This window comes from Sutcliffiella sp. NPDC057660, from assembly GCF_042800035.1.
Classification (GTDB): domain Bacteria; phylum Bacillota; class Bacilli; order Bacillales; family Bacillaceae_I; genus Sutcliffiella_A.
The window spans coordinates 180,388-204,988 of sequence record NZ_JBHVHV010000002.1; the positions used below are offsets into that span (position 1 = coordinate 180,388).

Annotated in this window: 25 protein-coding genes; 6 read left to right on the forward strand and 19 right to left on the reverse strand. The window is 41.9% G+C overall.

The features are described from left to right. Positions 1 to 27 precede the first annotated feature (27 nt). Complete coding sequence (locus tag ACFVAD_RS02615; protein WP_386635799.1) at positions 28 to 1,155, reverse strand: class I SAM-dependent methyltransferase; 1,128 nt, start codon at positions 1,153 to 1,155, stop codon at positions 28 to 30. Positions 1,156 to 1,157: 2 nt separating this feature from the next. Continuing rightward, positions 1,158 to 1,790: an MBL fold metallo-hydrolase gene (locus ACFVAD_RS02620; RefSeq protein WP_386635801.1), complete on the reverse strand. Its 633-nt coding sequence runs from the start codon at positions 1,788 to 1,790 to the stop codon at positions 1,158 to 1,160. Positions 1,791 to 1,874: 84 nt separating this feature from the next. Here ACFVAD_RS02620 and ACFVAD_RS02625 point away from each other — a divergent pair, with 84 nt between their 5' ends. Further along, positions 1,875 to 2,360, forward strand: a complete 486-nt coding sequence (locus ACFVAD_RS02625) for a hypothetical protein (protein ID WP_386635803.1) — start codon at positions 1,875 to 1,877, stop codon at positions 2,358 to 2,360. Between the two features lie 102 nt (positions 2,361 to 2,462). Then, positions 2,463 to 2,636 carry a DUF2759 domain-containing protein gene (locus ACFVAD_RS02630; RefSeq protein ID WP_386635805.1) on the forward strand — a complete coding sequence of 58 codons (174 nt, stop codon included), beginning with the start codon at positions 2,463 to 2,465 and terminating at the stop codon, positions 2,634 to 2,636. A 425-nt stretch (positions 2,637 to 3,061) separates the two neighbouring features. On the opposite strand, the gene ACFVAD_RS02635 is transcribed toward ACFVAD_RS02630, so the two are convergent. From ACFVAD_RS02635 to ACFVAD_RS02665, 7 genes are all read right to left on the reverse strand, one after another. Further along, a complete protein-coding gene (locus ACFVAD_RS02635) occupies positions 3,062 to 3,379 on the reverse strand; it encodes an MTH1187 family thiamine-binding protein (protein WP_386635807.1) in 318 nt (105 codons plus the stop codon). Positions 3,380 to 3,398: 19 nt separating this feature from the next. After that, positions 3,399 to 4,526 carry a YqgU-like beta propeller domain-containing protein gene (locus ACFVAD_RS02640; RefSeq protein ID WP_386635809.1) on the reverse strand — a complete coding sequence of 376 codons (1,128 nt, stop codon included), beginning with the start codon at positions 4,524 to 4,526 and terminating at the stop codon, positions 3,399 to 3,401. Between the two features lie 150 nt (positions 4,527 to 4,676). Then, positions 4,677 to 5,921: a M14 family metallopeptidase gene (locus ACFVAD_RS02645; RefSeq protein ID WP_386635811.1), complete on the reverse strand. Its 1,245-nt coding sequence runs from the start codon at positions 5,919 to 5,921 to the stop codon at positions 4,677 to 4,679. 225 nt (positions 5,922 to 6,146) lie between these two features. Next, positions 6,147 to 8,042 (reverse strand): LTA synthase family protein, encoded by a 1,896-nt coding sequence (locus tag ACFVAD_RS02650; protein WP_386635813.1) that lies wholly within the window; start codon positions 8,040 to 8,042, stop codon positions 6,147 to 6,149. A gap of 371 nt (positions 8,043 to 8,413) precedes the next feature. Then, the gene (locus ACFVAD_RS02655) at positions 8,414 to 9,373 is read right to left on the reverse strand and encodes an ROK family glucokinase (protein ID WP_386635815.1); all 960 of its coding nucleotides are present in this window, start codon (positions 9,371 to 9,373) and stop codon (positions 8,414 to 8,416) included. A gap of 16 nt (positions 9,374 to 9,389) precedes the next feature. Continuing rightward, positions 9,390 to 9,581, reverse strand: a complete 192-nt coding sequence (locus ACFVAD_RS02660; RefSeq protein WP_386635817.1) for a YqgQ family protein — start codon at positions 9,579 to 9,581, stop codon at positions 9,390 to 9,392. A 320-nt stretch (positions 9,582 to 9,901) separates the two neighbouring features. Continuing rightward, complete coding sequence (locus ACFVAD_RS02665) at positions 9,902 to 11,338, reverse strand: spore germination protein (protein ID WP_386636037.1); 1,437 nt, start codon at positions 11,336 to 11,338, stop codon at positions 9,902 to 9,904. A 184-nt stretch (positions 11,339 to 11,522) separates the two neighbouring features. Between ACFVAD_RS02665 and ACFVAD_RS02670 the strand changes: the two genes are divergently transcribed. Next, complete coding sequence (locus ACFVAD_RS02670) at positions 11,523 to 12,401, forward strand: hypothetical protein (protein ID WP_386635819.1); 879 nt, start codon at positions 11,523 to 11,525, stop codon at positions 12,399 to 12,401. On the opposite strand, the gene ACFVAD_RS02675 is transcribed toward ACFVAD_RS02670, so the two are convergent. From ACFVAD_RS02675 to ACFVAD_RS02700, 6 genes are all read right to left on the reverse strand, one after another. Next, positions 12,376 to 13,893 (reverse strand): rhomboid family intramembrane serine protease, encoded by a 1,518-nt coding sequence (locus tag ACFVAD_RS02675; protein ID WP_386635821.1) that lies wholly within the window; start codon positions 13,891 to 13,893, stop codon positions 12,376 to 12,378. The two genes, ACFVAD_RS02670 and ACFVAD_RS02675, sit on opposite strands and share 26 nt — an antisense overlap. 141 nt (positions 13,894 to 14,034) lie before the next feature. Further along, positions 14,035 to 15,750 carry a methyl-accepting chemotaxis protein gene (locus ACFVAD_RS02680; RefSeq protein ID WP_386635823.1) on the reverse strand — a complete coding sequence of 572 codons (1,716 nt, stop codon included), beginning with the start codon at positions 15,748 to 15,750 and terminating at the stop codon, positions 14,035 to 14,037. 182 nt (positions 15,751 to 15,932) lie between these two features. Next, positions 15,933 to 16,112: a hypothetical protein gene (locus tag ACFVAD_RS02685; protein WP_386635825.1), complete on the reverse strand. Its 180-nt coding sequence runs from the start codon at positions 16,110 to 16,112 to the stop codon at positions 15,933 to 15,935. 163 nt (positions 16,113 to 16,275) lie between these two features. Next, positions 16,276 to 17,220 (reverse strand): L-lactate dehydrogenase, encoded by a 945-nt coding sequence (locus ACFVAD_RS02690; RefSeq protein ID WP_386635827.1) that lies wholly within the window; start codon positions 17,218 to 17,220, stop codon positions 16,276 to 16,278. A 102-nt stretch (positions 17,221 to 17,322) separates the two neighbouring features. After that, positions 17,323 to 18,120: a DUF92 domain-containing protein gene (locus ACFVAD_RS02695; protein ID WP_386635829.1), complete on the reverse strand. Its 798-nt coding sequence runs from the start codon at positions 18,118 to 18,120 to the stop codon at positions 17,323 to 17,325. Then, complete coding sequence (locus tag ACFVAD_RS02700) at positions 18,098 to 18,670, reverse strand: 5-formyltetrahydrofolate cyclo-ligase (RefSeq protein WP_386635831.1); 573 nt, start codon at positions 18,668 to 18,670, stop codon at positions 18,098 to 18,100. Before ACFVAD_RS02700 ends, ACFVAD_RS02695 begins: the two co-directional genes overlap by 23 nt. A 203-nt stretch (positions 18,671 to 18,873) precedes the next feature. Between ACFVAD_RS02700 and rpmG the strand changes: the two genes are divergently transcribed. Next, positions 18,874 to 19,023, forward strand: a complete 150-nt coding sequence (gene rpmG / locus ACFVAD_RS02705; RefSeq protein ID WP_010194590.1) for a 50S ribosomal protein L33 — start codon at positions 18,874 to 18,876, stop codon at positions 19,021 to 19,023. Between the two features lie 41 nt (positions 19,024 to 19,064). On the opposite strand, the gene ACFVAD_RS02710 is transcribed toward rpmG, so the two are convergent. The 3 genes from ACFVAD_RS02710 to ACFVAD_RS02720 are packed head-to-tail and all read right to left on the reverse strand — an operon-like array spanning position 19,065 to position 22,575. Next, a complete protein-coding gene (locus ACFVAD_RS02710; RefSeq protein WP_386635834.1) occupies positions 19,065 to 19,901 on the reverse strand; it encodes a nucleotidyltransferase family protein in 837 nt (278 codons plus the stop codon). A gap of 12 nt (positions 19,902 to 19,913) precedes the next feature. Then, a complete protein-coding gene (locus ACFVAD_RS02715; RefSeq protein WP_386635836.1) occupies positions 19,914 to 22,115 on the reverse strand; it encodes a glycosyltransferase family 4 protein in 2,202 nt (733 codons plus the stop codon). 1 nt (position 22,116) lies between these two features. After that, complete coding sequence (locus tag ACFVAD_RS02720; protein ID WP_386635838.1) at positions 22,117 to 22,575, reverse strand: hypothetical protein; 459 nt, start codon at positions 22,573 to 22,575, stop codon at positions 22,117 to 22,119. Between the two features lie 261 nt (positions 22,576 to 22,836). Here ACFVAD_RS02720 and ACFVAD_RS02725 point away from each other — a divergent pair, with 261 nt between their 5' ends. Both ACFVAD_RS02725 and ACFVAD_RS02730 read left to right on the forward strand, forming a co-directional pair. Continuing rightward, positions 22,837 to 23,220 carry a hypothetical protein gene (locus ACFVAD_RS02725; RefSeq protein WP_204415788.1) on the forward strand — a complete coding sequence of 128 codons (384 nt, stop codon included), beginning with the start codon at positions 22,837 to 22,839 and terminating at the stop codon, positions 23,218 to 23,220. Then, positions 23,210 to 23,692 carry a hypothetical protein gene (locus tag ACFVAD_RS02730; RefSeq protein ID WP_386635841.1) on the forward strand — a complete coding sequence of 161 codons (483 nt, stop codon included), beginning with the start codon at positions 23,210 to 23,212 and terminating at the stop codon, positions 23,690 to 23,692. The genes ACFVAD_RS02725 and ACFVAD_RS02730 overlap by 11 nt, the downstream gene beginning before the upstream one ends. 197 nt (positions 23,693 to 23,889) lie before the next feature. Here ACFVAD_RS02730 and ACFVAD_RS02735 read toward each other — a convergent pair whose 3' ends face one another. Next, entirely contained in the window at positions 23,890 to 24,387 is a 498-nt protein-coding gene (locus ACFVAD_RS02735; RefSeq protein ID WP_386635843.1) for a DinB family protein, read from the reverse strand. Positions 24,388 to 24,601 lie beyond the last annotated feature (214 nt).

Sequence of the window (24,601 nt, forward strand, 5' to 3'; positions counted from 1 at the left end):
TGCCATCACAAAAAGCGATGACCCCTGTCATCGCTTTTTTTCGTTGTCATCGACTATTCCAGTCCATGAACCGTTACTATTCTTTTCATGGATCAGGACATGGAATCCATGGCTCCAGCCTGAATCCAAAATCAAATTTCTTATGGCCCTGTTTCTTTTGCTTTGTTCGGAAAAAGGGTTGGGATCGAAGTTATCCTGCAGGTATTCCAGGATACCTGCTGAGACGAGGAATTCCCCTTGATGTTTTGTGAGAATCGAAAACATGCCCTCGTACGTTAAAGCATGATTCAAAGCATCGAGGTGAATGTGTGCCGTCAAATCCATTTCACTCGGATGAAGAAGCGGGTCTCTGATCATCTTATGCTGATAATAGCCTCTCAAGCTTCCCTCGTAGTGCTCAGGCTGCATCAGCTCTTGGAAGCTATACCCGTAATCCACTGTAATGATGGAGCCCTTGGTAAGGAAGCAGGATAGCTTCTTTGCATAATTCATCATGGCTAAAGGGATTTCCATGCGCTGCCCTTCCTTCAACTCCAGGTCGAAGCAGGTCAGATATTGCTCGATTTCTGGTGAGGACGGACTGTCTGTGCTTTCCATCAGCTCCCCACCATCATCAACACTAACAAATACCTCCAACAGGTGCCCATTCTTTCTTTCCACCACATGAACAGGAAACGCATCAAATAGTTCATTGGAGAAGATGATTCCTTCCATCTGCTTTTCCGGCATTTCATCCAAGGATGAAAAGTAAGAAACACCGCTTTCTCCCGCCAATACCTCTTGTTGACACTCTAAGTGAAATGGACTGGACTCTATCATTCTATAGGAGACCGTATGATAGAACTCCTCATCCAGGAGCTTCACTTCCTCTAACAGCTGCTTGGCAAACCTTCCTGTTCCACCACCTATCTCACAGATAACCGGGGCAAGGGCATTTTGTTTAAAATAACGGACAAATAATCCGGCAAATACCCTGCCATATATATCCGAAACATTACTGGAGGTCAGAAAATCCCCTTTTGCACCCACCTTGTTCTTGTGCTTCATATAATAACCAAACTCAGGGTGGTACAGAACTTCTTTCATATACGTCGCATAGCTGATTTTCCACCCTGAAGAATTTCTTATTTTATCTAGCAGGAAATCCGGAACCATGATTAAAAGCCGTTCAGGAAAGGATTACTGTCCATTTCCCGTTCGATGGTAGTAGTCATTCCATGACCTGAAAGGACTGTCGTCTCCTCAGGCAGCACCAGAAGCTTATCATGTATACTTTTAATCAGCCTGCTGTGATCACCGCCTGGCAGATCTGTTCTTCCGATGCTTCCTGCAAAAAGGGCATCTCCGGCAAAAACCACCTTGCTTGCCTCATGATAAAAACTGACACTTCCTGGTGAATGTCCAGGAGTAAATAACACATCAAGCGTAAAATCGGAAATGACAAGCTTACCTTCAACCCCAATCAATTGATCAGCAGGCTGTGCGGTGATAGCGCCAAGTTGAAAGAACTGCGAGCCGTTCAGGCTTGGATCCATCAACCAGTTTTTCTCTTTCTTATGCAAGTATACAGGAACCTTCCAATGATCGCGGACAGCATCCACTGCTCCGATATGGTCAAAATGTGCATGTGTCAAAAGAATGGCTATCGGCTTCCATCCTTTTTCTTCTATGTATTGGATCAATGCTTCGCCCTCACTCCCAGGGTCGATGACCAAGCATTCTTTTTTTGAATTTATCAATAGGTACGCATTGGTCTGTAATGGCCCAAGCGGCAACTGCATCCATTTCATTTTTTATTCACACCTTTCTTGAAGTATCCTCCCAACTATTTTACACTATAGAAAGAAGCTTGAGAAATGAAAGGATACGTGCCTATGAAGTCGATGTTTGGATTGGAAATACAATGCGCCGATGATACTCCACAATACTTTCAGAATCTTTTGTTGCAAATTAAACACACAGCGAGCATCTTTGATGTGGACGAGAATTTATTGATTACCGACTCCGCGATGGAAGCGAAGCTGGTCAAAAACATGTTGAAAGATCGATGCCTGCTCGAAGAAACCTACATATTATCCTTATTGGAGAATCCTGCTCCATCCTCTCTCTTTACTGACTATGGGTTTGTATCGGAAAAAGAAAACCACTACCTTTATCAGGCTATGACAGCTGCTTTTCATATCAAAAGCGGGAAAGTGGAGGATATCAACATGGCGCTCATTCAAATGGATGAATCAATCATCGCCGTGGAGGAACAATATAAAAAACTGTATTTCATTGATAAAGAAAGCAGGGAATATATCCTTAAGGTCGCAAACGCATATGACATAGAAGTGTCATTTTTGGACCTCGACAAATAGTGGGAAAAGATTTAAAATATAAAAAGAGTGTAATGTCTTATTACATACTTTTTTTATCGCCATTTCGTATAAAAATGAAATGATTCCGAAAGGAGCGTTAACATGCCATTAGTCATTATCTTTGGTCTAGTAACGATATTGTGTTTATTCGCTGTCGTTCGTTCTTTGCGTGAGAAGAACTTCCTAGCACTGCTATTCGCTTTAGGTACAGTTGTTGTATTCGGAGCATTTACGGTAGCTACCCTGATCACATCCGGTTACCCTGTAGCCCACTAATCTAATGAGAGAAAGAGTACTTCGCAAATTTGCGGGGTACTCTTTTTTTTGATAACACACTAATCCCGATCTGAATATACTGAAACTATCTGAAATGTAAATAGAATCAGCGTATAAATTAATGGCATTTTATACAAAATTACAGTAGGAACATGACATTGAATTCTACTTATTCCAGAGAGGGGCGTGAAGGGAGATTGGCGGTAAAAACAGTTTGTGGTATTTGTAATGGGTCCGGTAGGATAAAGCTCGGTTTCCTGCCTATTATGAAAAAATGTTCGAGATGCAATGGGTGCGGTAAATTGAAACGACCTATTTCGTTCTAAAGGGACATTCTCAGTTGATGTGATCTGAAGGTTACATCGCCCCATTTTCTAACAGTAAAACGCCTGGCATTCCTTTTGGAAATCCCAGGCGTTTTTTCTTTAACGTTGTGACCTTTTGGCTGCAACGGCAGCAAGTTTGTCCTGCATTTGGACCTTTTTATCTCGGCGGTCATCGATACGTATATTGGTTGCCACACGATGTAGCCCTTTTTGAAAAGGAGCCTCATGTATTGCCAGGATCACGTTAAAAAGTTCCGGCAAATCCCCTTCAATAATCGTGCTCATCGGAGTCAACTGGTAATTGATTTTACCTTCTTCTTTGTAGCCCTCCAAAATTTCCTGGATCTCGGCCACATAATCACTTACACTCGGTCCTTCTGTTCCAATTGGAATGACGGTTACGTCCACAATTGCCAAAATGATCCCACCATCCTTGTTACGAATATTTAACTAAGTCTATCATCTCTTTTTCTGGAATGAAAATCAACTGTTCCAATTGATAACCGTACAGACAAAATAGCCCGTTTGGAGAAAATTTGATCGGTTTGTTTTCGAGCTTTTCTAACAGAACTTCCTTTTCCCCCTCTACCACATGGAAGGAAATAAATTGGAACGAATCCGAAAGCCCTTCTACAGTTCCTCCACTTGCAGGAATAAAAGTATAAAACAGATTGGAGGAACTGACATATTCATAAAACGGTGTAACATAATTGGAGTACATGGATAATAAGGGTGCCTGGAACTGATGCACATTTTTGAAATTGATTGTATCTAGAAAATTGTATTGTGCCACCAGTTCACTTTCCATGTTACTGGTCATTGTCATCACTAAGTTTGAAAGTGAAGTAAACATTATCACATTCTCCATGAGCTGTTCTGTTTGATCTGTCAGCACATCATATGCAAATAATGGAGCAGTTAAGGATGGTTTATCCTGATCCCAATTTATGTAGCCGACTTTGTTCTCTCCAAGCCATTGAACAAATGGGTTGGCGAAATTCTTCTTTGTCATTTCTTTAGTTGAGACATCCAACAGATATCCCTCAAAGGTCCAGTCTTCATGAAAGGAGGATACAGCGATATGTTTGTTGGTATAAGGGTTCCACGAATACACCAAATCTTGGGAGTCAGGGAATTTCCACTGGGTGACAAGATTTCCGGAAGCATCCACGACACTTATGTGTCCTTCCGTGAAGGATGGGGCAGTTTGGATGACGAACAATTCATAGGTGCTGTTTGCTTCCACAGTCATAATCGGTGTATCTGAGGTATAGAAAAGGGTACTTTCTCCTGATCGGACATTGAAGGTATGGACCTCATACTTTCCTGAGGCCTCCATAATATATAAGACCGTTTCATCATTCAGCCATTCCACTACAGTACTGAACGATTCGAAAGGAGTTTCGATTTGTTGGATATCATCTATTTCGTAAGGAACAGGATTTTCTTTCACCACTCCCTCTGATATTGAAGGGGATTCCACTACTTCCTTTGGTTTCTGAGATGGCTGGCACCCAAATAGAAGACTACATATTACACTTAAATAGAACATTCTTTTTTTCATTCCAGCCCCCCTAAAATTTCCTTTTCTTCTATTACGATTATGAGGCAGGAATAGTTTCAACACAAGTATAAAAAGGGATGAAAAATTAATAATTTTTTTAAAAGAAAAAAACATATCCTCCATATAAGGATACGCTGTCGAAAGATTAAACTATATATAGAGCGAAGCCAGACAAATACCAAACACTTTCAGATAGATGTTTCCAAACTGCGAGAGGGGCAATGGGTTAATCCCCTTTCCAAGCTCAAGGGTAAAGCCAGGCTTTTTAAACTCCTGGATAAACCAATCTTTATAACCTGCATGACTGTCCACATACCGCACGCTTTTATAGTTGCTTACCCGTTCAAACTCCTCGGCCATTCTTTTTGCTTCAACCGGTTCGAATCCTTCATAGCCCCAGTAGAACTCTTCCCCTTGCGTATGAAACGCTACCACCATGTCGAAATTTTCTCTTTTCGTCAATTCCGCCATTGCCACCACTTCCGGTTCCGTCAGTGCATCATCACCTGGGTAATCTCTCGGCGCAGGGGCTTTAGGCTCTTTACGCTCCTTTTCAATCTCCCACTTTGCCGGAAATTGATTATTCAAGTCCACTCCACGAATATTGGCCTTCCACCCTGTAAAATCCGGATAATCCCGATTGATGGCCGCCGCTTCCTGATGATACCGCTCTTCCTCTGATGGTCCCAAAAGTACCAGATCCACTCCATCAGGATTGACCATCGGTACGATAGAAAGAGTCACCTGTTCGAATAATGGATAAACCGGCACCCCTCTCAGCGGCTGGTTATTTGTTAGTGCTAACAGATAATCATTTAGAAAAGTCATAATCACAGAGCTCGTAATCCACTCATTTGCATGAAAGCTCCCATTCCAATGTATTTTCTTTTTCCCTTTACCCAGCTTCAGATGGTAAAGTGGCTTTTCCATGACAGATTGTCCGATAGTGGAACACTCAAGAAAAGGATAAACATCAAGTAAGTGGTTTAAGTCCTCCGTGAATACGTCGGAATCATATTTACGAGTGGAGTCTACGATACGGTCCGTCAATCTTTTCGGGACATCAATCGTATCCCCTACGTTTAACTTGGTAAGATCCTTATTGTGATTCACTAAATAGAGGGCATCTAATCCAATATGAAGACTCCTTGCAAGACTATATGCGGTATCTCCACTTTTGATCTTATACGCTTCCTTTACAAACCCGGCAATCGCAACTACTGAGGCTTGCTGCAGTTTTTCTGCATTCAGCTTTTTATTAGCCTCTGTCAAAAGCCCGAGCCGCACTCCAAATAGCTGACTGTAGTACCAAAGTGTATCTCCTCGCCTCGGATTCACCTTCAATGAAGTGAACCTGTTTTCTATTAATCTGTTTTTACCTTTAACTTGTTTCATCACTGTCCGTCACCATCCGGTCCATGTCGAAATAAACCTATTCGCTAATTTGTTTCTACTACTGTATGAGAGGCTTTCATCCGCTAGAACAGATATTTGGCAACAAGAACGGAATGTTTCATAATCTGCGTATTACTCCTGAAGAGTAAAAAACTCAGAATTAAATCATTCTGGACAAACGAAAAACCCCGACAAAGCGGATGCTTCATCGGGGTTCGATTTACATTATTCTTTTATTTTTGTTTGATCCATTTGAATGGAAGTTCCATCGTAGAATCTCAATAGGTCTCCATAGATAATCTGATCGGAGTATTGAAGTTCTTTTTTGGCTTTCTCCATGTAAGGTTCACATGCTTCCTGATCGACTTCTTCCTCAGACTCTTTATCATAGCAAGCATTTTTCGTGTAAATGACTTCATCTGTCACGAAGCTTCCATCACGGAACACTACAAACTCGCTTCGGTCCTCAGAGAATAAGTCTTCCCCAAACTGGATATCGTTCTTCGTTTCCATACCAAGTAAATGTTTGATTGTAGGCTTAAGGTCGATTTGACCACTTACCGTATCAAATTCCTTCGGATTCTTATCCGTTACACCTGGAATGTGTACAATCATCGGTACACGCTGCAATTGTGCGTTTTCAAATGGACGAATTTCTTTTCCAAGATATTGCGCCATTGCATCATTGTGGTTCTCAGAAATTCCATAATGGTCACCATACATGATGATGACGGAGTTTTCATAAAGTCCAGCCGCTTTCAATTCATCAAAGAAATGCTTGATGGACTGATCCAAATAATTTGCTGTTGGGAAATAGCGGTTCAATGTACGGCTATTAGAATCAAACTCATCAACAAGCTTATCCTCTTCATCCAAGACGAATGGGAAGTGGTTTGTTAATGTGATCATTTTCGCATAGAAAGGTTTATCCATTTCCTTCATATAAGGAACGGACTGCTCAAAGAAATCCTTATCCTTGAGTCCCCAACCAACTGAATTCTCTTCGGATACTTCATAGCTATTCACATCATAGAAATTTTCGTAGCCTAATGCGTCATACATTACGTCACGGTTCCAGAAGCTTTTATTGTTCGCGTGGAACACTACTGGGTTATAGCCTTTTTCCTTTAATACATTCGGTGTAGCAGTATGGTAGTCATTTGTACCATGCGTAAAGAACACTGCTCCACGGCCAACAGGATATAGCGAGTTATCTAAGATGAACTCTGAATCAGATGTTTTACCTTGCCCTGTCTGGTGGAAAAAATTACTAAAGTAATAACTTTGATCTTTAATTTCATTTAAGAATGGTGTAACAGGCTTTCCATTGATTTCTCGGTCAATGACGAAACTCTGAAGGGACTCCATTTTTACAACAATGACGTTTTTACCTTCAGCAATCCCGTAGAAGTTGTCATTTGGAGCTTTATAATTAGCATTGATATAGTTCTGAATTTCTGCCAGTTCACTTCCATCCGCAAGTGCACGTTGCGCGCGTGTCTTGGATTGAAGGACAGCATCATACACGTGGTAATTGTAAGTTCCAAGGTTTTTCACTAGAATTTCACGGTCGAACGTACGTGTCAATAGCTGTGGTCTTTCCGTTTCCGCCAACCCTAGGTTGAACAGGAAAATACCTACAATGGAAAGGAAATACATTTTTCTTACTTTCGGACGCCATGTTGCAAAGCTTACGAATGCAGGAGTCCATTTGGAAAGTACGATAAGAATCACCACATCAAGGAACATAAGCACGTCTGCGGGGTACATCAATCCTGTAATACTTCCACCAAGATCACTCATGTTACCGGATTGGAACAATAGTGGGATCGTGATGAAATCGTTGAAGAATCGATAATATACCGCATTTGCATAAAGTACAAATGAAATGATAAAGCTTGTAATGATTAAATATCGCTTGGCACCCTTTTCACCAAAGAAGAGCGCGATACCGGCTATCAGTAAAATAAAGCTCAATGGGTTGATAAATAGGATAAATTCTTGTTTAACGGATTCAATGGTAATGTTAAATGCTGTTTTATATACAATATAGGTTTTTACCCATAGCAGAACCACTGCAATCAGGATAAAAGGAACTTTTGATTTAAAAGCTTGCTTCATCTTTTTACCTCCTTATAACGAAAGACAGGGAAGCTCTTTTATTTATCTTCTTCATTATCTTTAGAAATTATATCTGTTGTTTTTAAAGAAAAAATGACTACGACATATCTTAAAACTTTTTTAACAAAAAATCAATGGATAATTAATACTGTGAGAAAAAGGGATAGATAGAATAGTAGTATTTAGGCTATTCAACTTACTATATACATAGACGTTGAACAAGCATAAAAGTTTCATCTTTTTCCGAAGTTTATATATTTAGAATTTTCAAACAAAAAAGAAGACTTCCTCAAGAAGCCTTCTTTTGCACGTTATTTCGCTTCTTTCTTTATTAGTTACCCTCTTTTAGAAAGATTTAAACGAAAATGATTTTAAATTTTTGTTTTTGCCAGATAAGCCGCTCCTATTACCCCTGCATCATTCCCCAAGGTTGCCGTCGCAATTTGGACACCAACTTTTGTTCTTGGGAACAGGAATTGATCGAAGTGCTTGCGCAATGGATTTAATAGTGCCTCACCGGCCCGTGATACTCCACCGCCGATTACAATCTTTTCCGGATTCAGCGCATTTGCGAGGTTTGCCAGTACAAGCCCGAGTGGTGCTGTCACCTGATGAACAACCATGGAAGCGACTTCTTCTCCCTCATTAGCAAGTTCAAAGACGACTTTTGCAGTAAGGCCTTCTTCTTTTGCCACTTTGGCAAGCCTGCTTTCCGGATGCTTCTCCACTTGCTCCTTGGCCTTACGAACAATACCTGTTGCAGATGCTATTGTTTCGAGACAACCCGTCTTCCCGCAGTTGCATGGTGCCCCGCCTTCCGGGATGACGGTTATGTGGCCGATTTCTCCGCCGGCCCCATTGATGCCATGGACAATATCACCGTGTGTAATGATGCCTCCACCAACACCAGTTCCCAGGGTTACACAGATAAGATCTTTCGAGCCTTCTCCAGCACCCTTCCACATTTCGCCTATTGCAGCAAGGTTTGCATCGTTATCGACTACCACTGGTAAACCCGTTTCCACTTCCAGCAGGTCTTTCAGGGGATAATTTTCCCACCCGAGGTTTACTGCTTCATAGATTAGCCCTGTTGCCATATTTACCGGACCCGGTGCCCCCATGCCGATTGCTTGAAGCTTGGACTTCGGCTCTTTCAGTTCATCCAATTTTTTATCAATCGCTTTTGCAATATCGGTTGTAATGTTTTTCCCTTTTTCACTGATGTCTGTGACAATTTCCCACTTGTGAACGATTTCACCATATTGGCTGATAAAAGCCATCTTAATTGTTGTTCCACCTAAATCGACGCCAACTAACCATTTGCTCTCCATATTTTCCACCTTTTCTTTATTTTTGTTTGGATATTTCCTGTTTTAGCAACATTATCGCTGTCCCGAAGCTTTGTGCATCCAGGACACCCGAGTGATAGAGCTCTCTTACTTCGTCCTCCATCATCTCCAGGTCCCCGATTTTGTCCCCTGTATAGATGTATGTACCATATCTTTTTAGAAGCTGTCTTATATCTAGAATCGATTTCATATTTCCACCTATTCTCCTTGCGAAAGAAGCGCTTTCTTCTATATAAGTATAAAGGATTCGCTTCGTTCGTCAAGAAATACAAAGATGAGAATGTCATAAAGAAGTTGTTTTTGTATTCCTAAATGTAGCCCGTTGATTTCCACTCCAGACACAAGATTCAACGGGGAAGGATGGGAGCCGTAGGATAAGCGAATGCCTGGAACGGAGACCAACAGGGAGTTTAATGTTGACACTTCATCTTTAGCCAAGCTCTAATCACAAAGCAACAATCTTTACCAAATGAAAGATAACTAAACAAAAAAGCCGCGATAACGGCTTTTTTATCTATCAGGATCTTCAGGATGCAAGATGGTGGGTCTTCTATTCTTTAATGGCATCGGTGCCCTGATCAATACATCCCTCATTCCGCGGTAGTTGAAGGGAATGAATGGCCACATATATGGCACATTGAAAGACTGCATCCGGAGAAGCAGCAGGATGAAAGCCAGCAGACCGATCATGAAGCCAGGTATACCGAATAATGCAGTCAGGATAATCAGGACAATCCGAACCAGTCGATTTGCCAGGCTGAGTTCATAGCTTGGCGTGGAAAAGGTTCCGATTGCAGCAATGGCCAGGTAAAGAATGATCTCAGGTACGAACAATCCCACTTTTACCGCAACATCCCCTATTAATATTGCTGCCACCAGACCGAGCGCCGTTCCGAGCGAGGTTGGTGTATGGATGGCTGCCATCCTCAGCATGTCCATCCCAAGCTCAATGATGAGGATCTGGGCAATCAACGGGACGGTTCCCATTTCTGATGGTCCGATATAGGACAACTGCGGTGGCAGAAGCTCCGGATTCAAGGCAAATAGATACCATAAAGGCAATATGAAAAGGGATGCCCACACAGCAAGAAACCTTACTAGTCTTAGATAAGCACCAACCAATGGCTTGTTGCGGTATTCCTCTGCATGCTGGAGATGATGCCAGAATGTGCAGGGAGTAATGATGACACTTGGAGAACCGTCCACAATAACCAGTACATGTCCTTCATACAGATGGGCCGCTGCAGTATCGGGTCTTTCCGTATAGCGTACGGTCGGATATGGGTTCCAATGTCTACCTCCGACGAATTCTTCTAGTGTTTTTTCTGCCATCGGCAAGCCGTCCGTATCAATCTTCTTTAGAGCATGCTTGATGCGCTCGACAATATGAGGGTCCGCTATCTCCTCCAGATAACAGAGACTGATATCCGTCTTTGACCGGCGGCCCACTTGCAGATATTCCATCCGGAGGGAGCTGTCTCTTACTCTTCGTCGAATGAGTGCACAGTTGAAAATGATGGTCTCGACAAATCCGTCCCTTGATCCCCGGACCACCCTTTCCATATCCGGCTCTTCCGGACCCCTGACAGGATAGGTCCTGGAGTCGATCATAATTACTTCCGGCACACCTTCCACAACAAGTGCTGTCGGTCCGGATAGAACCTGGTCGACCACCTGCTCCAGATCGTCTGTTTTGCCCAATTCTACATAAGGAATATATTTTTGGAGTAATTTATCAAGCGGATGCTCTTCCAGCTCCTCCGGTTCCAAGTCGGAAAGGAATTTCATCAGGAAGAGCATGATGTCATCTTTTCCAAATCCATCTACCAGAAACAGGCCGATTTTTCTGCCTGCATAGTGGAGGTCAAGAAATATCAAATCAAAGCTTTTATCGACAGCCAGTCTATTTTTCAGATAAGCGATATCCTCGTCAAAATTCCCGGTCATCTTTTTTGTGCGTTTGGTCCAAGTCAACGTCTGTTCCTCCTCGCTGCAACTATCTTTTACATTTTTTACTTATTCGAAAAAAAAATACCAAATATTAAAAACTAATTAACTGCTTCTTAATCCGTTCATAAAAAAATAGACAAGCTCATAAGTTGGTAGAAAGTCTATTTTTTGGAGGAGCAAGATGAAAAAACTTTATATAGTAGGAATTGGTCTTTTATTCGGTTTGGCTGCTATTGCCTTCTTGCTTTTCATTTTTCATCAGAAAGCCGTTGAAAGCATTATCTTCTTTCCGATTGACCCAACCATTCAAATAAAAGAAGCAGATACAAGTTTGCATCTACTTAATGAAAAGGATAACGACGAATATGTGGTAAACTGGGAAGTTTCATCAGATACTGGTAAGCCGGTCTATCTTAGACAGGATATTTCTCTGTTATTTGCTGATGGAAGATTAAAAGCCGTCTTATCCGATTGGAAGGATAACAGTAACGAGTTGACACAATATGCCACCTATTCAGGTGAGGACAGCAGTCATTTTGTGGCGCTTACGTTTCATCATGGGGAAATTCATCATAAGGATGAAACGATTACGAGTACCCATAGAATGAGCAAGGACCAGTTATATGTGATCGACTCTTCCTTCAGTCCGCTGCAATCATTCAAGGAAGACGAATCAGAAGAGCAAAGGGAATGGAAAGATGTATTGGACAAAGTGACTGCTCAGCAGCTGGAATACTCTTGGGAAAAGGCTGTTGATTTCTTTGATATTCCTGTACAGAATTATGACTTGTATTCTTTGGAGGAGATAATTGATCTTCAGGAAAAAGGATTGCCGGGAATAGATAATGCCCGTTCAAAAGAGGTAGTCGGGAGGCTTTGGGAGGGATTATACAAGGAGTACTTCCTTGGAATAAAAACAGCGGCCGGAACTACCATTCCACCGATAGATAGCTCCTTGCCACTGATATTGATTTCCAAAGACTATTCGCATTTGCTCGTTTTATTCGAAACGAGAGAAGGAGAATCCGTCAAGCTCATTCAGAATCTAGGGATTGAATGATTTCGGAACGGAGATTTTGATAATTTGCACCATCCTCCTCAATTTCAATGGCACGTTCAATAGAAACGAGCGCTTTTTCTGTTTTCTTCAATTCCAGATAAACCAAAGCCAGATTATAGTGAGCTTCATGGAAGTCCGGCTGTAAGGAAGTAACGGAGACGAGCCGTAACTCTGCCTCTTCCAGCCGCCCTTTTTTAATATCTATAAAGGAAAGATAGAAAAGCACTTCCGGATATTCCTCCTTCTGCTCTTCAAGCGGAAGAAGTATATCATAAGCTTCTTCATACTCCCCGTTTTGAAGTAGCGTTTCTGCTTCGGATATCCTAGTATACGGATTCTCGTTGTTATAGCCGTAATCGAGCATGTAAAAGGTGATGGCGCATGCCAATAGAAGACCTATAACCCTTTGTAGGAGTTTTACATGTTTCGGCAGATGGACAATTGCCGATGCAAGGAATCCACCAACCAGCCCGCCGATATGCCCTGCATTATCAATCCCTGGAATAGCGAATCCTATTGTAAGATTGACCCCTATCAACACCAGGATATTCATCCCCATGGTGCGGAGAAAGAGCTTAGGGTAGGCAATACCGACAAAAAGCAATGCCCCGAAGCAGCCAAAAATTGCACCCGATGCCCCTGCTGAAATGGATGGTGTATAGACAAAACTTGCAAGTGAGCCTGCAAAGCCTGCAAAAAGATAGACAAACAAGAAACGGACATTACCATAGATTCTTTCGACTGCAGTTCCCAGATAATAAAGTGCAAGAGTATTTAGCAGCAGATGAATAATCCCTATATGCAGGAATATAGGTGTAAAAAACCTCCACCACTCCCCTTCAAGAATCAATGGGTTAAATTTCGCCCCATATTTGATGAGTGTCTCGGTATTCTGACTTCCTCCATTCATTTCCAGGAAAAAGAAGACGATCAATTGTATCGCAATAAACAGATAAGTGAATAATGGCTTGCCGAACTGGAATATTTCCTTTTCTTTCTTGATTGCCCGGGCGGATGCATCCAAAACAAGTTGTTTTAAAGGATAAAGAGCTTCCTCCTCTTCATTTTCCACTTCAACCTTTACTTCTTTTCCAATCAGATTGGAAATTCTGTTGCAGGAATGCTCAAAATTCCCTTCATGGACTATAACGCTATTGACCGTGGCATGATTCTTTTCCAGAGGCTCCTGCACCCGGAATTCCCAGTCATCCACTGGGGGATAGGTGGAAACATATATATTGACAGCTGCTAGCTTGCTTTTTCTTAGCTGCTTCCTGAAATTTGCAACCTGGAATACGGTCTTTTCCATATCCCGCTGAAGCCAAGTGCTCCAATCGAGATCATAGCGGTATACTCGTATGATCGGGGCTTGTTTATTTCCCAGTCCCTCCAGCCACACTTCCTTATGGTCGGGGGAGATATGTATGATTCGATATTCATGCGTTACAACCAAGCTATAAAGTAAATGCCAAAACACAAAATCCAGCTTCAACGGCACACCTCCTCATTGATTACCATTTTATATGCTAGGAATTAAAAAGTAAAAATATTAACTACTTATACAAAAAAAGAAGATACCTATATTTATGAAGGCATCTTCCTTTTAGAAGCTTGTTTTTACTATCAGTATATATTATTGTATGTGAAACCTCGAGGTGATTGCCGAGAGAGATTGTGACAATTCATTCAGATGTTTTCCTATGAGATGATTGCCTTCCATCTGCTCGATTTGATTTTCACTGGCAGCTAGCATTTCATCTGAGCTTGCAGAGGTTTCCTGGGAAACGGATAAAAGTCCTTCTGCAGAGTGTTCAAGCTCAGGTAGAATATATTCCAGTTCTTTAAGTTTTCCTTGCATGACCTTCATGTTTTCATTTACTTCGCCAATTTCCTTCATTAGCTCATCAAAAGAGAGCTTTGATGAATTCGCCAGGGTCAAGTTTGATTTCATTTTTGATAGCATTTCGTCAAACTCCTCGGTTGCACTTACTGTTACTTCTTCCATGTGATTGATGGACTGTGTGATTTGCTCTGCAGCGTGGGAGGACTGTTCCGCAAGCTTTCGGATTTCCTGGGCCACAACAGCAAATCCTCTTCCCGCCTCTCCTGCTCTTGCCGCTTCAATGGTGGCATTCAATGCCAAAAGTTTTGTCTGTTCAGACACACCCTGAATAAGCCCCACTAGATTGGATATTGAGGTTGCATAGTTTTTCACATGCCTGATTGTAGTGTTCAACTTATCAAAATCCTTTTCAAAGGTGGCAATCGTGCCGATCAACTCCTTCATAGAATGCTCACCACCCCCTGCGGACCTGTTCATCGTTTTGGAACTGTGGATTACCACATCCATGTTTTCCATTGTCTCTTCAATTTTATACTTCATATCCCTGAAACAGTTCACACTGTCCTCTGAACTGCTTGAAGTCTGTTCTGCGCCTTGCTTTACCAAATGTATGGCAGAGACGAGCTGTTGACTGGATGCAAGGGCATGTTCGGAGGATGATTGTAGCTTTCCACCGGTTTCTTCAAGTTCCACTGTTGTACTCTTTAGTTCATGCACCATACTTCTCATCTGGTCGATCATTGCATTATAGCTTTTATGCAAGGAAAGAATCTCCGGTACTGTCGTGTTTATGTCTGCTGCTCGTTCAAGCTTCCCTTCCCTCACCTGCTTCATTGTTTCTCTAAGTAAGGAGAGGGGTTTGGTCAAGGTTCTGACAAAGAGGAAAATCAATAACGTAAAGATGACCAGACTGATAGCAATGACAATCAAGGTGAAATGAGCCATTTTATCCACTGGTCCCAAATAGGTCTCTGTTGGAATCAGGATTGCATAAGTACCGCCAATTTCCTTCATCGTCCTATATGTAATGGTGTAATCCTTCCCATCCAATTCTTTATGTAAAAGACCGTTCCCGCTTTTCTCCATGTGGGAAATGAGGGAACCTGATAATTCGGGAACCCTTTCCTTACTTACTTCAAAAGGGATGGGTTGCTGTTCTTTTATGTAGAAGAATTCAGAGAGGATTCCGTCTTTCATAAGCTTTTCCTGCTGATCCCTGATATTGATCTGAAGCTGCTGCATAAAATAGTTATCATCACTGACATAGAGGAATTTGAGGTTTTCCGCAATATGCCCCATCAGTTCTGATTCCCTGATAAATCTATTTTCCATCGTCTCCATGGTCATTTCTTTTGCCTTCACATAGGAGCTGATGCCGACCGATAGAATGGATCCTATTAATAACAAAACAACCAGAACAAATAATCGTGTGCCCAAATTTACTTTCTGGAAAGCCAGCTGAAACCAGACTTTCATCTTTTTATGTATTTTTTTTGTGTTTTCCAAGGTGAACCCCCCGTAATATCCAAAATGCTAACAGGATAAATTATACAGTTGGAATATTAATCTATTGTTAAGATAGTGTAAGGTTTCAAAAGTTTACATCAACAAAAAACTACCCACTAAACCACTCCATGTTAAGAGAGGATTGACAGGTAGTCCATCACTTTAATTTCCAGCCTGAATTTTCACCCACGAAAAACCGTTTGCAGGAAGCGATCCCGGACAAAAGGGATGTCCATTCCAAAGGCCACCACAAACCTTCTGATCGGACTTATTCCAAGAATGGAATTCAAGATCCGGTAGCGGTTCTGGTAGATCGCATAAGCTCCTGCTATGATAAAAACTAATCTGATTAAATATCCCATTATCATCCCTCCTGCTATTATGATGCTTCAAATAAAAGAAAAACATGCCTAATATTAGACATGTTTTTCCTCTTAATATTAGATTCTTTTAAACACCGCTGTTGATTTCCGCAAAAGGCTAGATTCTTATTAAATCAGCACTAGACATTAACAGGGCCTAATATCAAAAGACTTTCTCTTTGATGCTAGTAAGCACTTGAACGGAATGATGAAACTGTTCTTTTTCTTTCTCATTCAACTCTATTTCTACCACTTGACGGATACCGTTTCTATTAACGATTGCCGGGACACCTATATAAATATCTTTGCTGTCATACTCCCCTTCCAAGTAAGCAGAGACTGTCAGGATGGAGTTCTCGTTCCGTAGTATCGCTTTTGTCAGACGGACAAGTCCCATGGCAATTCCATAATAGGTGGCACCCTTGCGTTCAATGATCTGGTAGGCAGCATCCCTGACATTTACAAACAGTTCCTCGAGGTCTTCCTCTTTATACTCTTCTTTTTCTTTCATCAATTCAAGGATCGGTTTGCCACCGATGTCCGCCTTACTCCAAACCGGGAGCTCTGTATCTCCATGCTCCCCGATTATGTAGGCATGAACATTTCTGGCGTCGATTTGAAAATAGTCTCCCAGAAGAAATCGAAATCTTGCAGTATCCAATATGGTCCCGGATCCGATTACCCTTTCTTTTGGCAATCCGGAATACTTCCATGTAGCATAGGTAAGGATGTCAACGGGGTTGGTTGCTACAAGGAATATGCCGTCGAATCCATTTTCCATTACCTTATCGACAATACCCTTGAATATTTTGGCATTCTTTTCGACCAAATCCAACCTTGTCTCACCAGGCTTCTGGTTCGCACCTGCACATATCACCACAATATCCGCATCCCTGCAATCCTGATAATCACCATACCATATCTTCGTCGGAGCAGGAGCGAAGGCAAGACCATGATTCAGGTCCATGGCATCTCCTTCCGATTTTCCCTTATTGAGGTCAATTAGGACGAGCTCCTCCGATATATTTTGATTCAGCATTGCAAATGCATAACTTGAACCAACGAATCCCGTACCAATCAAAGCGACTCTACTGATTCCATTTCTCAAACCAATCTCCCCATTTCTTATCAAGGATTAACTATAACTTTATTTTACACCAAATGTTTGTGAAACACTGAGCAATATGTTTCTATAATGTGTCATGTAGGTTTATGAAGCAGCGAGTATCGCGGCCAGAAAAGAAACGCATACGATGGACCCGATATTCACCATGTCATTATTTACAGCTCGATATCCTTTCACCAGTTCCGCTGGCTCTCCACAATGATAATGACTTTCCACGGTCCTTCCACAGAATGAGCATTGATAGGAAGCCTGAATCGAAGCGCCAAGATAGGTATCAACAAAACAGCCAAGTATTCCAAGTAGGGTAATTAGAAAGGCTGTGCCAAGCGATATCTCTGCCCAAAAAATGGAAGACACAGCAGCAATGAGTCCAGCTCCTGCAACAGAAGCTCCCGTTCCCAGAAGACTTATGGCCCCTGAAGTACCCCTGCCCACTCTTCTAAGGGTAAGAATAGAAACAGGATCCTGCTTGCTAAGCGTGCCGATTTCTGATGCCCAGGTATCTGAATTTGCCGCTGCTATCGCTGTTACAAACCCGATCAACCATGCTTCAGAGGGATAGAGTAAGAAGCCCAAACTAAAACCTGCAGGAACCATCCCGTTTGCAAATACTTGAAAGATGTCGCGCCGTGACCCTTTTTCCAGGATTTCATCCACATTTGCCTTGCTCTTCTTTTTATACCTGCTCCACAGACTCGAGGTTACAAAAAAGATACCGATCAATAGAAGCCCATAGCCTTTGAACCCGGCAGCAATCATGATGCCGATGATGCATGTGCCGATTGCGCCTGACCTTGAAAGTGCCTTGGCTTTATACCCCAGCCCGGCAAGCAGGAGGATTCCCGCGAGCAGCACCGCGCTATTCTCCAACAGTACAGTCATAAGTTGTTTCATCCGTCATTATTTTGCTTACAGGAATATCAAATGTTTCATGTTCCAACTCTTCTTTTACCTGTTCATAGAAGGCCAAAGAGACAGTGGTCCCGTTGTAATCTGTTAAAAATCGGTCATAGTAGCCTCCACCAAACCCGATCCGGTAGCCCTTCTTATCAAAGATGAGTCCCGGTACGAGAATGAGATCCATTGTTGATTTTTCACAAGGGATGGTGCGAGTGGGGTCTGGCTCCCTTAACCCAAAGTAGACAGTCTCCAGTTCATCGAATCCTTTCATTAGAAAGAATTCCATGCTTTTATCCTTGGGATGGCATTTTGGAACAGCGACCAGTTTCTTTTCAAGCCAGGCCTGTTCGATAATTGGGATGGTGTCCACTTCCGGAACCCTCGAAACTGTCACCCCCACTATCTGTGCTTTCTTCCATTCAGCCGATGAAAAAAGTGCTTGATGAATTTTTCGGGATTTCTGGTCGTAAGAATCTTTAGCAAGTCCAGACAACCATTTTTTCATTTCTTCCCGCTGTTTTTCTTTGCACATATCAGAAAACGCTCCTTACCATTATCATTTCTCTCTATTAAGAATATAACAAGAAACACGACTTTCTTCTAATGGAGGAGAGAAAAAGATGCAGGATTTACCGTCTATTTTTCCACCACTGAAAAAAGACTGGCATTCCGAAAAAAAAGGTGATATTATAGTAAGGTCTGAATTGAAAGCTTTATATGTTTGGAGGGATAACGATGCGCGTAAACGTAACTTTAGCTTGTACTGAAACTGGTGATCGTAACTATATCACGACTAAAAATAAACGTAACAACCCAGATCGTCTTGAGCTTAAAAAATACAGCCCAAGATTGAAAAAAGTAACTGTACACCGTGAAACAAAATAAGCAGCAGGATTTTCCTGTCTGCTTATTTTTTTTGCCTAAACTTAAGATCCCGCTTTCACCAGCGTTTTGCTCTTGCTGTTTTTTGCGGAGAAGGATGATCCCCTGATATATCGAACATGTGAGCCAACCCACAGCTTTGGCAGGACATCTTCCTCCTGCAGCGAAACCTGCACTTTTCTCTCGAGCATATCATACTGCGCTTGGCGGTAGTCCTCATGGCTTCCAATATCCTTCCAATACCCCTTCGCCTTGAATCCATACAGCCCCATATTGTTTTCCATAAGTTTCGGGAAAAGCTCCTTGCTGAAATCATATTCCCTGTTTTTCTCCATCAGGCAAAGTACAATGGGATCCACAATATAGATACCGGTATTCACCACTCTGCTGAACTCCTGATCCTTCTGCGGCTTTTCCAAAAAACGCTTTATTTTACCATTAAGATCAGTTTGGATGATGCCGAATTTGGCAGGATTTTTCACTTCTTTCATAAAAATGGTAAAAAGTGATTTATTGTGAAGATGGAATACCAATCCATCAATCAGGTCAAAGTCCGTCAGTGCATCCCCGCTTATGACAATAAATGGCTCATCCAGCAGGTGTTCCGCGTTTTTCACACTCCCGGCAGTACCAAGTGGGGCATCCTCCAATACATAAGTAAGATTCACTCCCCATCTCGAGCCGTCCCCGAAATAGTTCATGATTTTGTCCCCAAGGTATTGAAGTGTGACGATGATATCGGAAATGCCATGTTTTTTCAGTAGTTCAATACTATATTCCATAACAGGTTTATTAAGCAAAGGTACGAGTGGCTTTGGCATTCTTCTCGTAAAAGGATGCAGGCGTGTGCCCCTTCCACCGGCCAGTATAACTGCCTTCATACATAATCCCTCCTATTGGACGGAAGAAGTAGTGATGGTGCTTTCGTAGATGTACTCTGTTTCTCGTCTTACATCTTCCCAATCGTATTCTTTCAAAGCTATCTCTCTTGCATTCTCCCCAAGTTTTTTTCCGAGTTCAGGATCCTCCAATAATTTAGCAATCTGACCTGCTAACTGCTCGACGTCTCCGGGATCGAAATACAGCCCCGAGTAATTATCGTCCAGTATGCTTGCAAGGCCACCTGTTCTAGAGGCGACAACAGGCTTTGCTGCAACCATTGCCTCTAGCGCCACTATTCCGAACGGTTCGTAATGGCTCGGTACTACCATCAGATCGCAATACTTTAGCATCGTATTTTTTTCCTGCTCATACAGAAAGCCTACAAAAATAATCGACCTTTCCAATCCCATTCTGATGACCCGTTTACGGTACGTATCCAATAACGGACCTTTCCCTCCTACTACAAATAGACAATCCGGGTAATCCTTCAAAATGATGGCTGCTGCATCTATAAATATATCGAATCCCTTTTCCGGTACCATTCGACCAAGAGCAAGCACGAGGCGCTGATGGGAATACCGCTCCAAGAGCAGCTTGATGTTTTCACTTTCCTCGATTTCTTCCACCTTATTCACACCATTCGGGATAACCGCAAGCTTTTCTTTTCTAAATGCAAATTCACGCTGCAATTCCTTTTCCATATAATCGCTGCAGACAATCACCCTATCCGAATAGGAAATAAGCTCCTCTTCCTGCTTGATCGTCATTTCCTGGAGCAGAGTAGGATATTGCCCGTTCCGTCGTCCTGTTTCAGAAGCATGTATCGTTGTTATGAGCGGAATAGATAGAATATCCTTGATGCTTCTTGCTGCAAGCCCTACCATCCAATCATGCGCATGGATGATCGTAAAACCCGATTCAACGTTCAGTTCCATCGCTTTTTCCACCATATTCATATTGAATCTCGCTACATACAGATGAAAATCATCCAAGGTTTGCTGAAATTCCTTTATTCGATGAACATGGATGCTCTTGATCTTTTCATAATTCGGCGCACCGATAAAGCTCGGTGTCAATACAGACACATCATGCCCATCCGTTGTCAAAGAGTTTGCAAGCTCCCAAACGTGCTTTCCAAGTCCCCCTACCACAGACGGCGGAAATTCCCAGGAAAGCATCAGGATTCTTTGCTTACCGGTCTTTTTTTCTACGCGTATCAAATGATTATGACTCCGGATGGCAGAATAGAATAGGTCCTTCCTATCCACTTGTGGAAAAGTTGCTTCTTTCTTTTTCTGCAGATTGAAGATTGCCTTTTTGTTCATCATTCCTTCTTGAAATAAGGTAAGTTCATTAGTTCTAATTTCAGAAGGAATGACCCATTCCATCCAACTGCTCGCCACAACTTTCCTCATAAACACTTCCAGGAAATCCGGTAATTCCAGCCATTCCACTCCGATTTTGCCCAGGGAAAGGGTAACATTCAAATTGGACGGATGAAAAGTTTCATTTGCAGATGCTAGTAGATCTTCCACTAGTTGTATTGCATGTTTTTCCAGGTATTGATGTGCAACCGTACTCTCATACCACATTCTGGTTGCTGGATTTTTCATCCCTTTTTTATAAAGCTTGATGCCTATCGGTCCGCGATAATTCTCCCATACCGAATAATTCTTAATCTCATCCCATCTTCTTTCATATACAACATCACTCATGGGGTCGAGATAATTTAAATCCCTGGAGAAGCCAGTTTCCCCAAACATCAGATCCTGAAGGACCGTTCCTTCATCCCGAACTTTTGAAATGGCAATCAGTTTTCCGCTTTCCACCAAGCCTTTAAGAAGCAGGTTGGTACTTTCTTCATATAGCGCCAGCAGCTGAGTGAGCTTGTCAGATTGTTCTTTATGGAAGGAGAAGAGCGCCTTCTCGTCAGGGAGGGATGTATTGGCGATCTCCTGTTGAAGGAACGCCGATCTCTTTTGCAGATAGGAGGAGTAACGCCGCATTAGACGTTCATTGGAGAAGTTTTCTAGTAAAGAAGGAGAAAAGGCAACCGTTAACGGCATAGCGAAATCACCTTTGTGACTGTGTAAGAACAATGGAAGATATAAAAGGGTAAGCTGTTCGAAAAAATCGACTTCCGATTGAGAATCCTCCTGTTCCACGGAAGGAAAGTCGGCTTTGATCACCATGGAAAAATATATTTTTTTCATTCTACTTCCCTCCCACATTTTCATAATAGGTGTATGTAGAAAACTGTGAATACCCAGCTTTGCTATCCATCTGAAATGATATCCACCCTGTCTTTTCACAGTTGCAAGCTCTTTGTTTCCCATTGAGTCTTGCGCGTTCTGATTGCAGAATCGGGAAAAATTCTCCTCCAGAACCTAAACCAACCTCGACAATGATTTCATTCAAATCATGTATAATCTGTACTGTTAGACTATTAGAACCTTCTTCTACCACTATATCGAGATACTGCCCATAAAGGCTATTATTCTGAAAGTTTTCCTTCCATCCAATTATTCGGATCGTCACAGGCAAGGACTGATCATTTTTCCCTTTGTACATGTGAACAAAGGACTTGCGCCAGGAGGCGAATTGCCATTGAACAAACAGCATGCCATGTTCATCACATCCAATGTGGAGGAATTCTGTATGGGGTTCAGACATTTTCAACTATTCCTCCTAACGTTCATGGCCCTAGCTTTCTTTCATCATATCATGTGAAAATTCTTTCCCACAACCACCCTTTTTTGTCGTCTTTTCAGTTATTGTGTTAATTTTTCAAAGATTGGTGTAGTTTTTTATGACCGTACCTTAAAAGAATTCACAAATATGTCATATTTAAAAGAGGAAATTGTCGAAGAGGTATGTTGCCATGCTTTTGTGTATGTTATAAAAAAGAGAGAGAAATTTAGATGAGGTGACAACATGTTAATCGCAAGCATTCTACTAATAGCCATCGCTGCCGGGCTAATCGCCCTTTCATTCTTTGTAGGCGACAAATATTCCGAGCTTCAGGAAGAAGTGGAACAACTGTCCTTGGACGTTGTACAGGATAAATACAAGCTTGAAAGAAAGATCAAAGTGTTGGAAGAAGAGCTTCTAATTGGAGCAGCACCCTTACATAATAAGAAAGTCCAAGAAAAGAAAGCTGCCCATCAGGATGTCAGCCAGGAAGATGTAACCATCTCCCTTTTCAAAAAAGGATACACTGCTTCCCAAATCTCCCAATTCACTTCCACTTCCATCGAAAAAGTGGAGAGTGTACTACAGTCTGCAAAACTGAAAGGGAATGCAGTCAATGAAAACTAATTTACGTGCATTTGCAGTTGGAATCATTTTTGCAACAGGAGTAATGGGAGTCGCTTATTCTATTGTCAGCTCTGATACTTTAGGAGAATCGGATGTCAAAGCTTATGCTAAAGAGAACAATATGCATCTATTGACAAACGAAGAATACCAGGAGCTTCTTCCTTCCATTGAAGAAGAGAAGCCTGAAGAACAAAATACTGAACAAAGCCCTCCTGACGAGGAGCAGCAAAAGCCGGAAGACGAAGCCCCAGTGGAAGAGTCAAACGAACCTTTTGATGTAAATATACCGGATGGAATGGCAACCTATGAAGTTTCTGAGCTTTTGGAAGCTGAAGGTGTCATCAAGGACGCAGATGAATTTGATGCGTTCCTGGAAGATCGCGATATTGCCACTCGTGTAAGAGCAGGTACTTTCACAATGAAGAAGAACATGAGCTATGAAGAAGCTGCAGGAGTTCTGATTCGCCAATAATCATAGAAAAACGAGGATGATGCTTGATTGCATGATCCTCGTTTTTTTGTTTCTATCCAATAGTATATAGATGGTTTCTGATTCATTCTCCAAGAAACCAAGGATGTAAAAAAGTCATTACAGGAATGCTTTTTTATTGCTTCACCAATTATTTCACATTCTAAAATTGGCGAGAAAGATGACGGGATTTTGGTTCTTTAGGACCAATCAACGCCACCCCAAGAGGACTGCAACTTTTGCAAAAGAACAATTTGGCCGAGATGATACGTATCGTGCATCATGACACTGCTGAGTAAATGCTCAATAGAGTACCTGTCAGCTGCATATGGAGCTTTTAACTTTTCATCCTCAAGGTCCGCAATGACCGTTTGTAATTTATTCATGACTTCATTAAGGCGTTGCACTGTCTGGGCCCAGCCAATTTCGTCTTCCGGATTCCCCGGATTTCCAAAGGTTTCTTCGTTATCTTCTGCCTTATGCGGATTCTCCGTGCCCTTAATTCGATGGATTACGTCCTCATTCCAAAATATCAAGTGGTTGACAATCTGCCAAATCGAATTGCTGTTTCCCGAACTTGTCCATGCTGCCACATCTGCGGTGACTCCATGAAGTGCCTGATCCACGGATGCAAACCAATTATTCTCATGCCAATGCATGTCGAGTTGTTCTAAGAACATTTTGGTTACAATTTGCATACAATCAATCTCCCTCACTATTTAGAATTAAATAAAATACAAGAGAATATTTGTTTTTCGACTGTGGCCAAATAATGAAAAAATATTCTCAATGACATACTCCATTCCTCTATTTTGAGAATACAACTAATTCATGATTACTATGACTATTCGGCTCACCCAGCTTTTTTTCCTTCATCATGACAAAAAAGCACCCTATTGGGCAGACTTTTTA

What these genes read in the sequence shown, in the direction of transcription:
- ACFVAD_RS02660 (WP_386635817.1), bottom strand. Translation starts at nt 9,581, where the DNA reads ATGAAATCGATTCTAGATATAAGACAGCTTCTAAAAAGATATGGTACA.
- ACFVAD_RS02640 (WP_386635809.1), bottom strand. Translation starts at nt 4,526, where the DNA reads ATGAAAAAAAGAATGTTCTATTTAAGTGTAATATGTAGTCTTCTATTT.
- ACFVAD_RS02665 (WP_386636037.1), bottom strand. Translation starts at nt 11,338, where the DNA reads ATGACCGGGAATTTTGACGAGGATATCGCTTATCTGAAAAATAGACTG.
- ACFVAD_RS02700 (WP_386635831.1), bottom strand. Translation starts at nt 18,670, where the DNA reads ATGTGCAAAGAAAAACAGCGGGAAGAAATGAAAAAATGGTTGTCTGGA.
- ACFVAD_RS02650 (WP_386635813.1), bottom strand. Translation starts at nt 8,042, where the DNA reads ATGAAGCAAGCTTTTAAATCAAAAGTTCCTTTTATCCTGATTGCAGTG.
- rpmG (WP_010194590.1), top strand. Translation starts at nt 18,874, where the DNA reads ATGCGCGTAAACGTAACTTTAGCTTGTACTGAAACTGGTGATCGTAAC.
- ACFVAD_RS02630 (WP_386635805.1), top strand. Translation starts at nt 2,463, where the DNA reads ATGCCATTAGTCATTATCTTTGGTCTAGTAACGATATTGTGTTTATTC.
- ACFVAD_RS02620 (WP_386635801.1), bottom strand. Translation starts at nt 1,790, where the DNA reads ATGAAATGGATGCAGTTGCCGCTTGGGCCATTACAGACCAATGCGTAC.
- ACFVAD_RS02655 (WP_386635815.1), bottom strand. Translation starts at nt 9,373, where the DNA reads ATGGAGAGCAAATGGTTAGTTGGCGTCGATTTAGGTGGAACAACAATT.
- ACFVAD_RS02730 (WP_386635841.1), top strand. Translation starts at nt 23,210, where the DNA reads ATGAAAACTAATTTACGTGCATTTGCAGTTGGAATCATTTTTGCAACA.
- ACFVAD_RS02625 (WP_386635803.1), top strand. Translation starts at nt 1,875, where the DNA reads ATGAAGTCGATGTTTGGATTGGAAATACAATGCGCCGATGATACTCCA.
- ACFVAD_RS02615 (WP_386635799.1), bottom strand. Translation starts at nt 1,155, where the DNA reads ATGGTTCCGGATTTCCTGCTAGATAAAATAAGAAATTCTTCAGGGTGG.
- ACFVAD_RS02735 (WP_386635843.1), bottom strand. Translation starts at nt 24,387, where the DNA reads ATGCAAATTGTAACCAAAATGTTCTTAGAACAACTCGACATGCATTGG.
- ACFVAD_RS02720 (WP_386635838.1), bottom strand. Translation starts at nt 22,575, where the DNA reads ATGTCTGAACCCCATACAGAATTCCTCCACATTGGATGTGATGAACAT.
- ACFVAD_RS02695 (WP_386635829.1), bottom strand. Translation starts at nt 18,120, where the DNA reads ATGACTGTACTGTTGGAGAATAGCGCGGTGCTGCTCGCGGGAATCCTC.
- ACFVAD_RS02670 (WP_386635819.1), top strand. Translation starts at nt 11,523, where the DNA reads ATGAAAAAACTTTATATAGTAGGAATTGGTCTTTTATTCGGTTTGGCT.
- ACFVAD_RS02715 (WP_386635836.1), bottom strand. Translation starts at nt 22,115, where the DNA reads ATGAAAAAAATATATTTTTCCATGGTGATCAAAGCCGACTTTCCTTCC.
- ACFVAD_RS02725 (WP_204415788.1), top strand. Translation starts at nt 22,837, where the DNA reads ATGTTAATCGCAAGCATTCTACTAATAGCCATCGCTGCCGGGCTAATC.
- ACFVAD_RS02645 (WP_386635811.1), bottom strand. Translation starts at nt 5,921, where the DNA reads ATGAAACAAGTTAAAGGTAAAAACAGATTAATAGAAAACAGGTTCACT.
- ACFVAD_RS02685 (WP_386635825.1), bottom strand. Translation starts at nt 16,112, where the DNA reads ATGGGATATTTAATCAGATTAGTTTTTATCATAGCAGGAGCTTATGCG.
- ACFVAD_RS02710 (WP_386635834.1), bottom strand. Translation starts at nt 19,901, where the DNA reads ATGAAGGCAGTTATACTGGCCGGTGGAAGGGGCACACGCCTGCATCCT.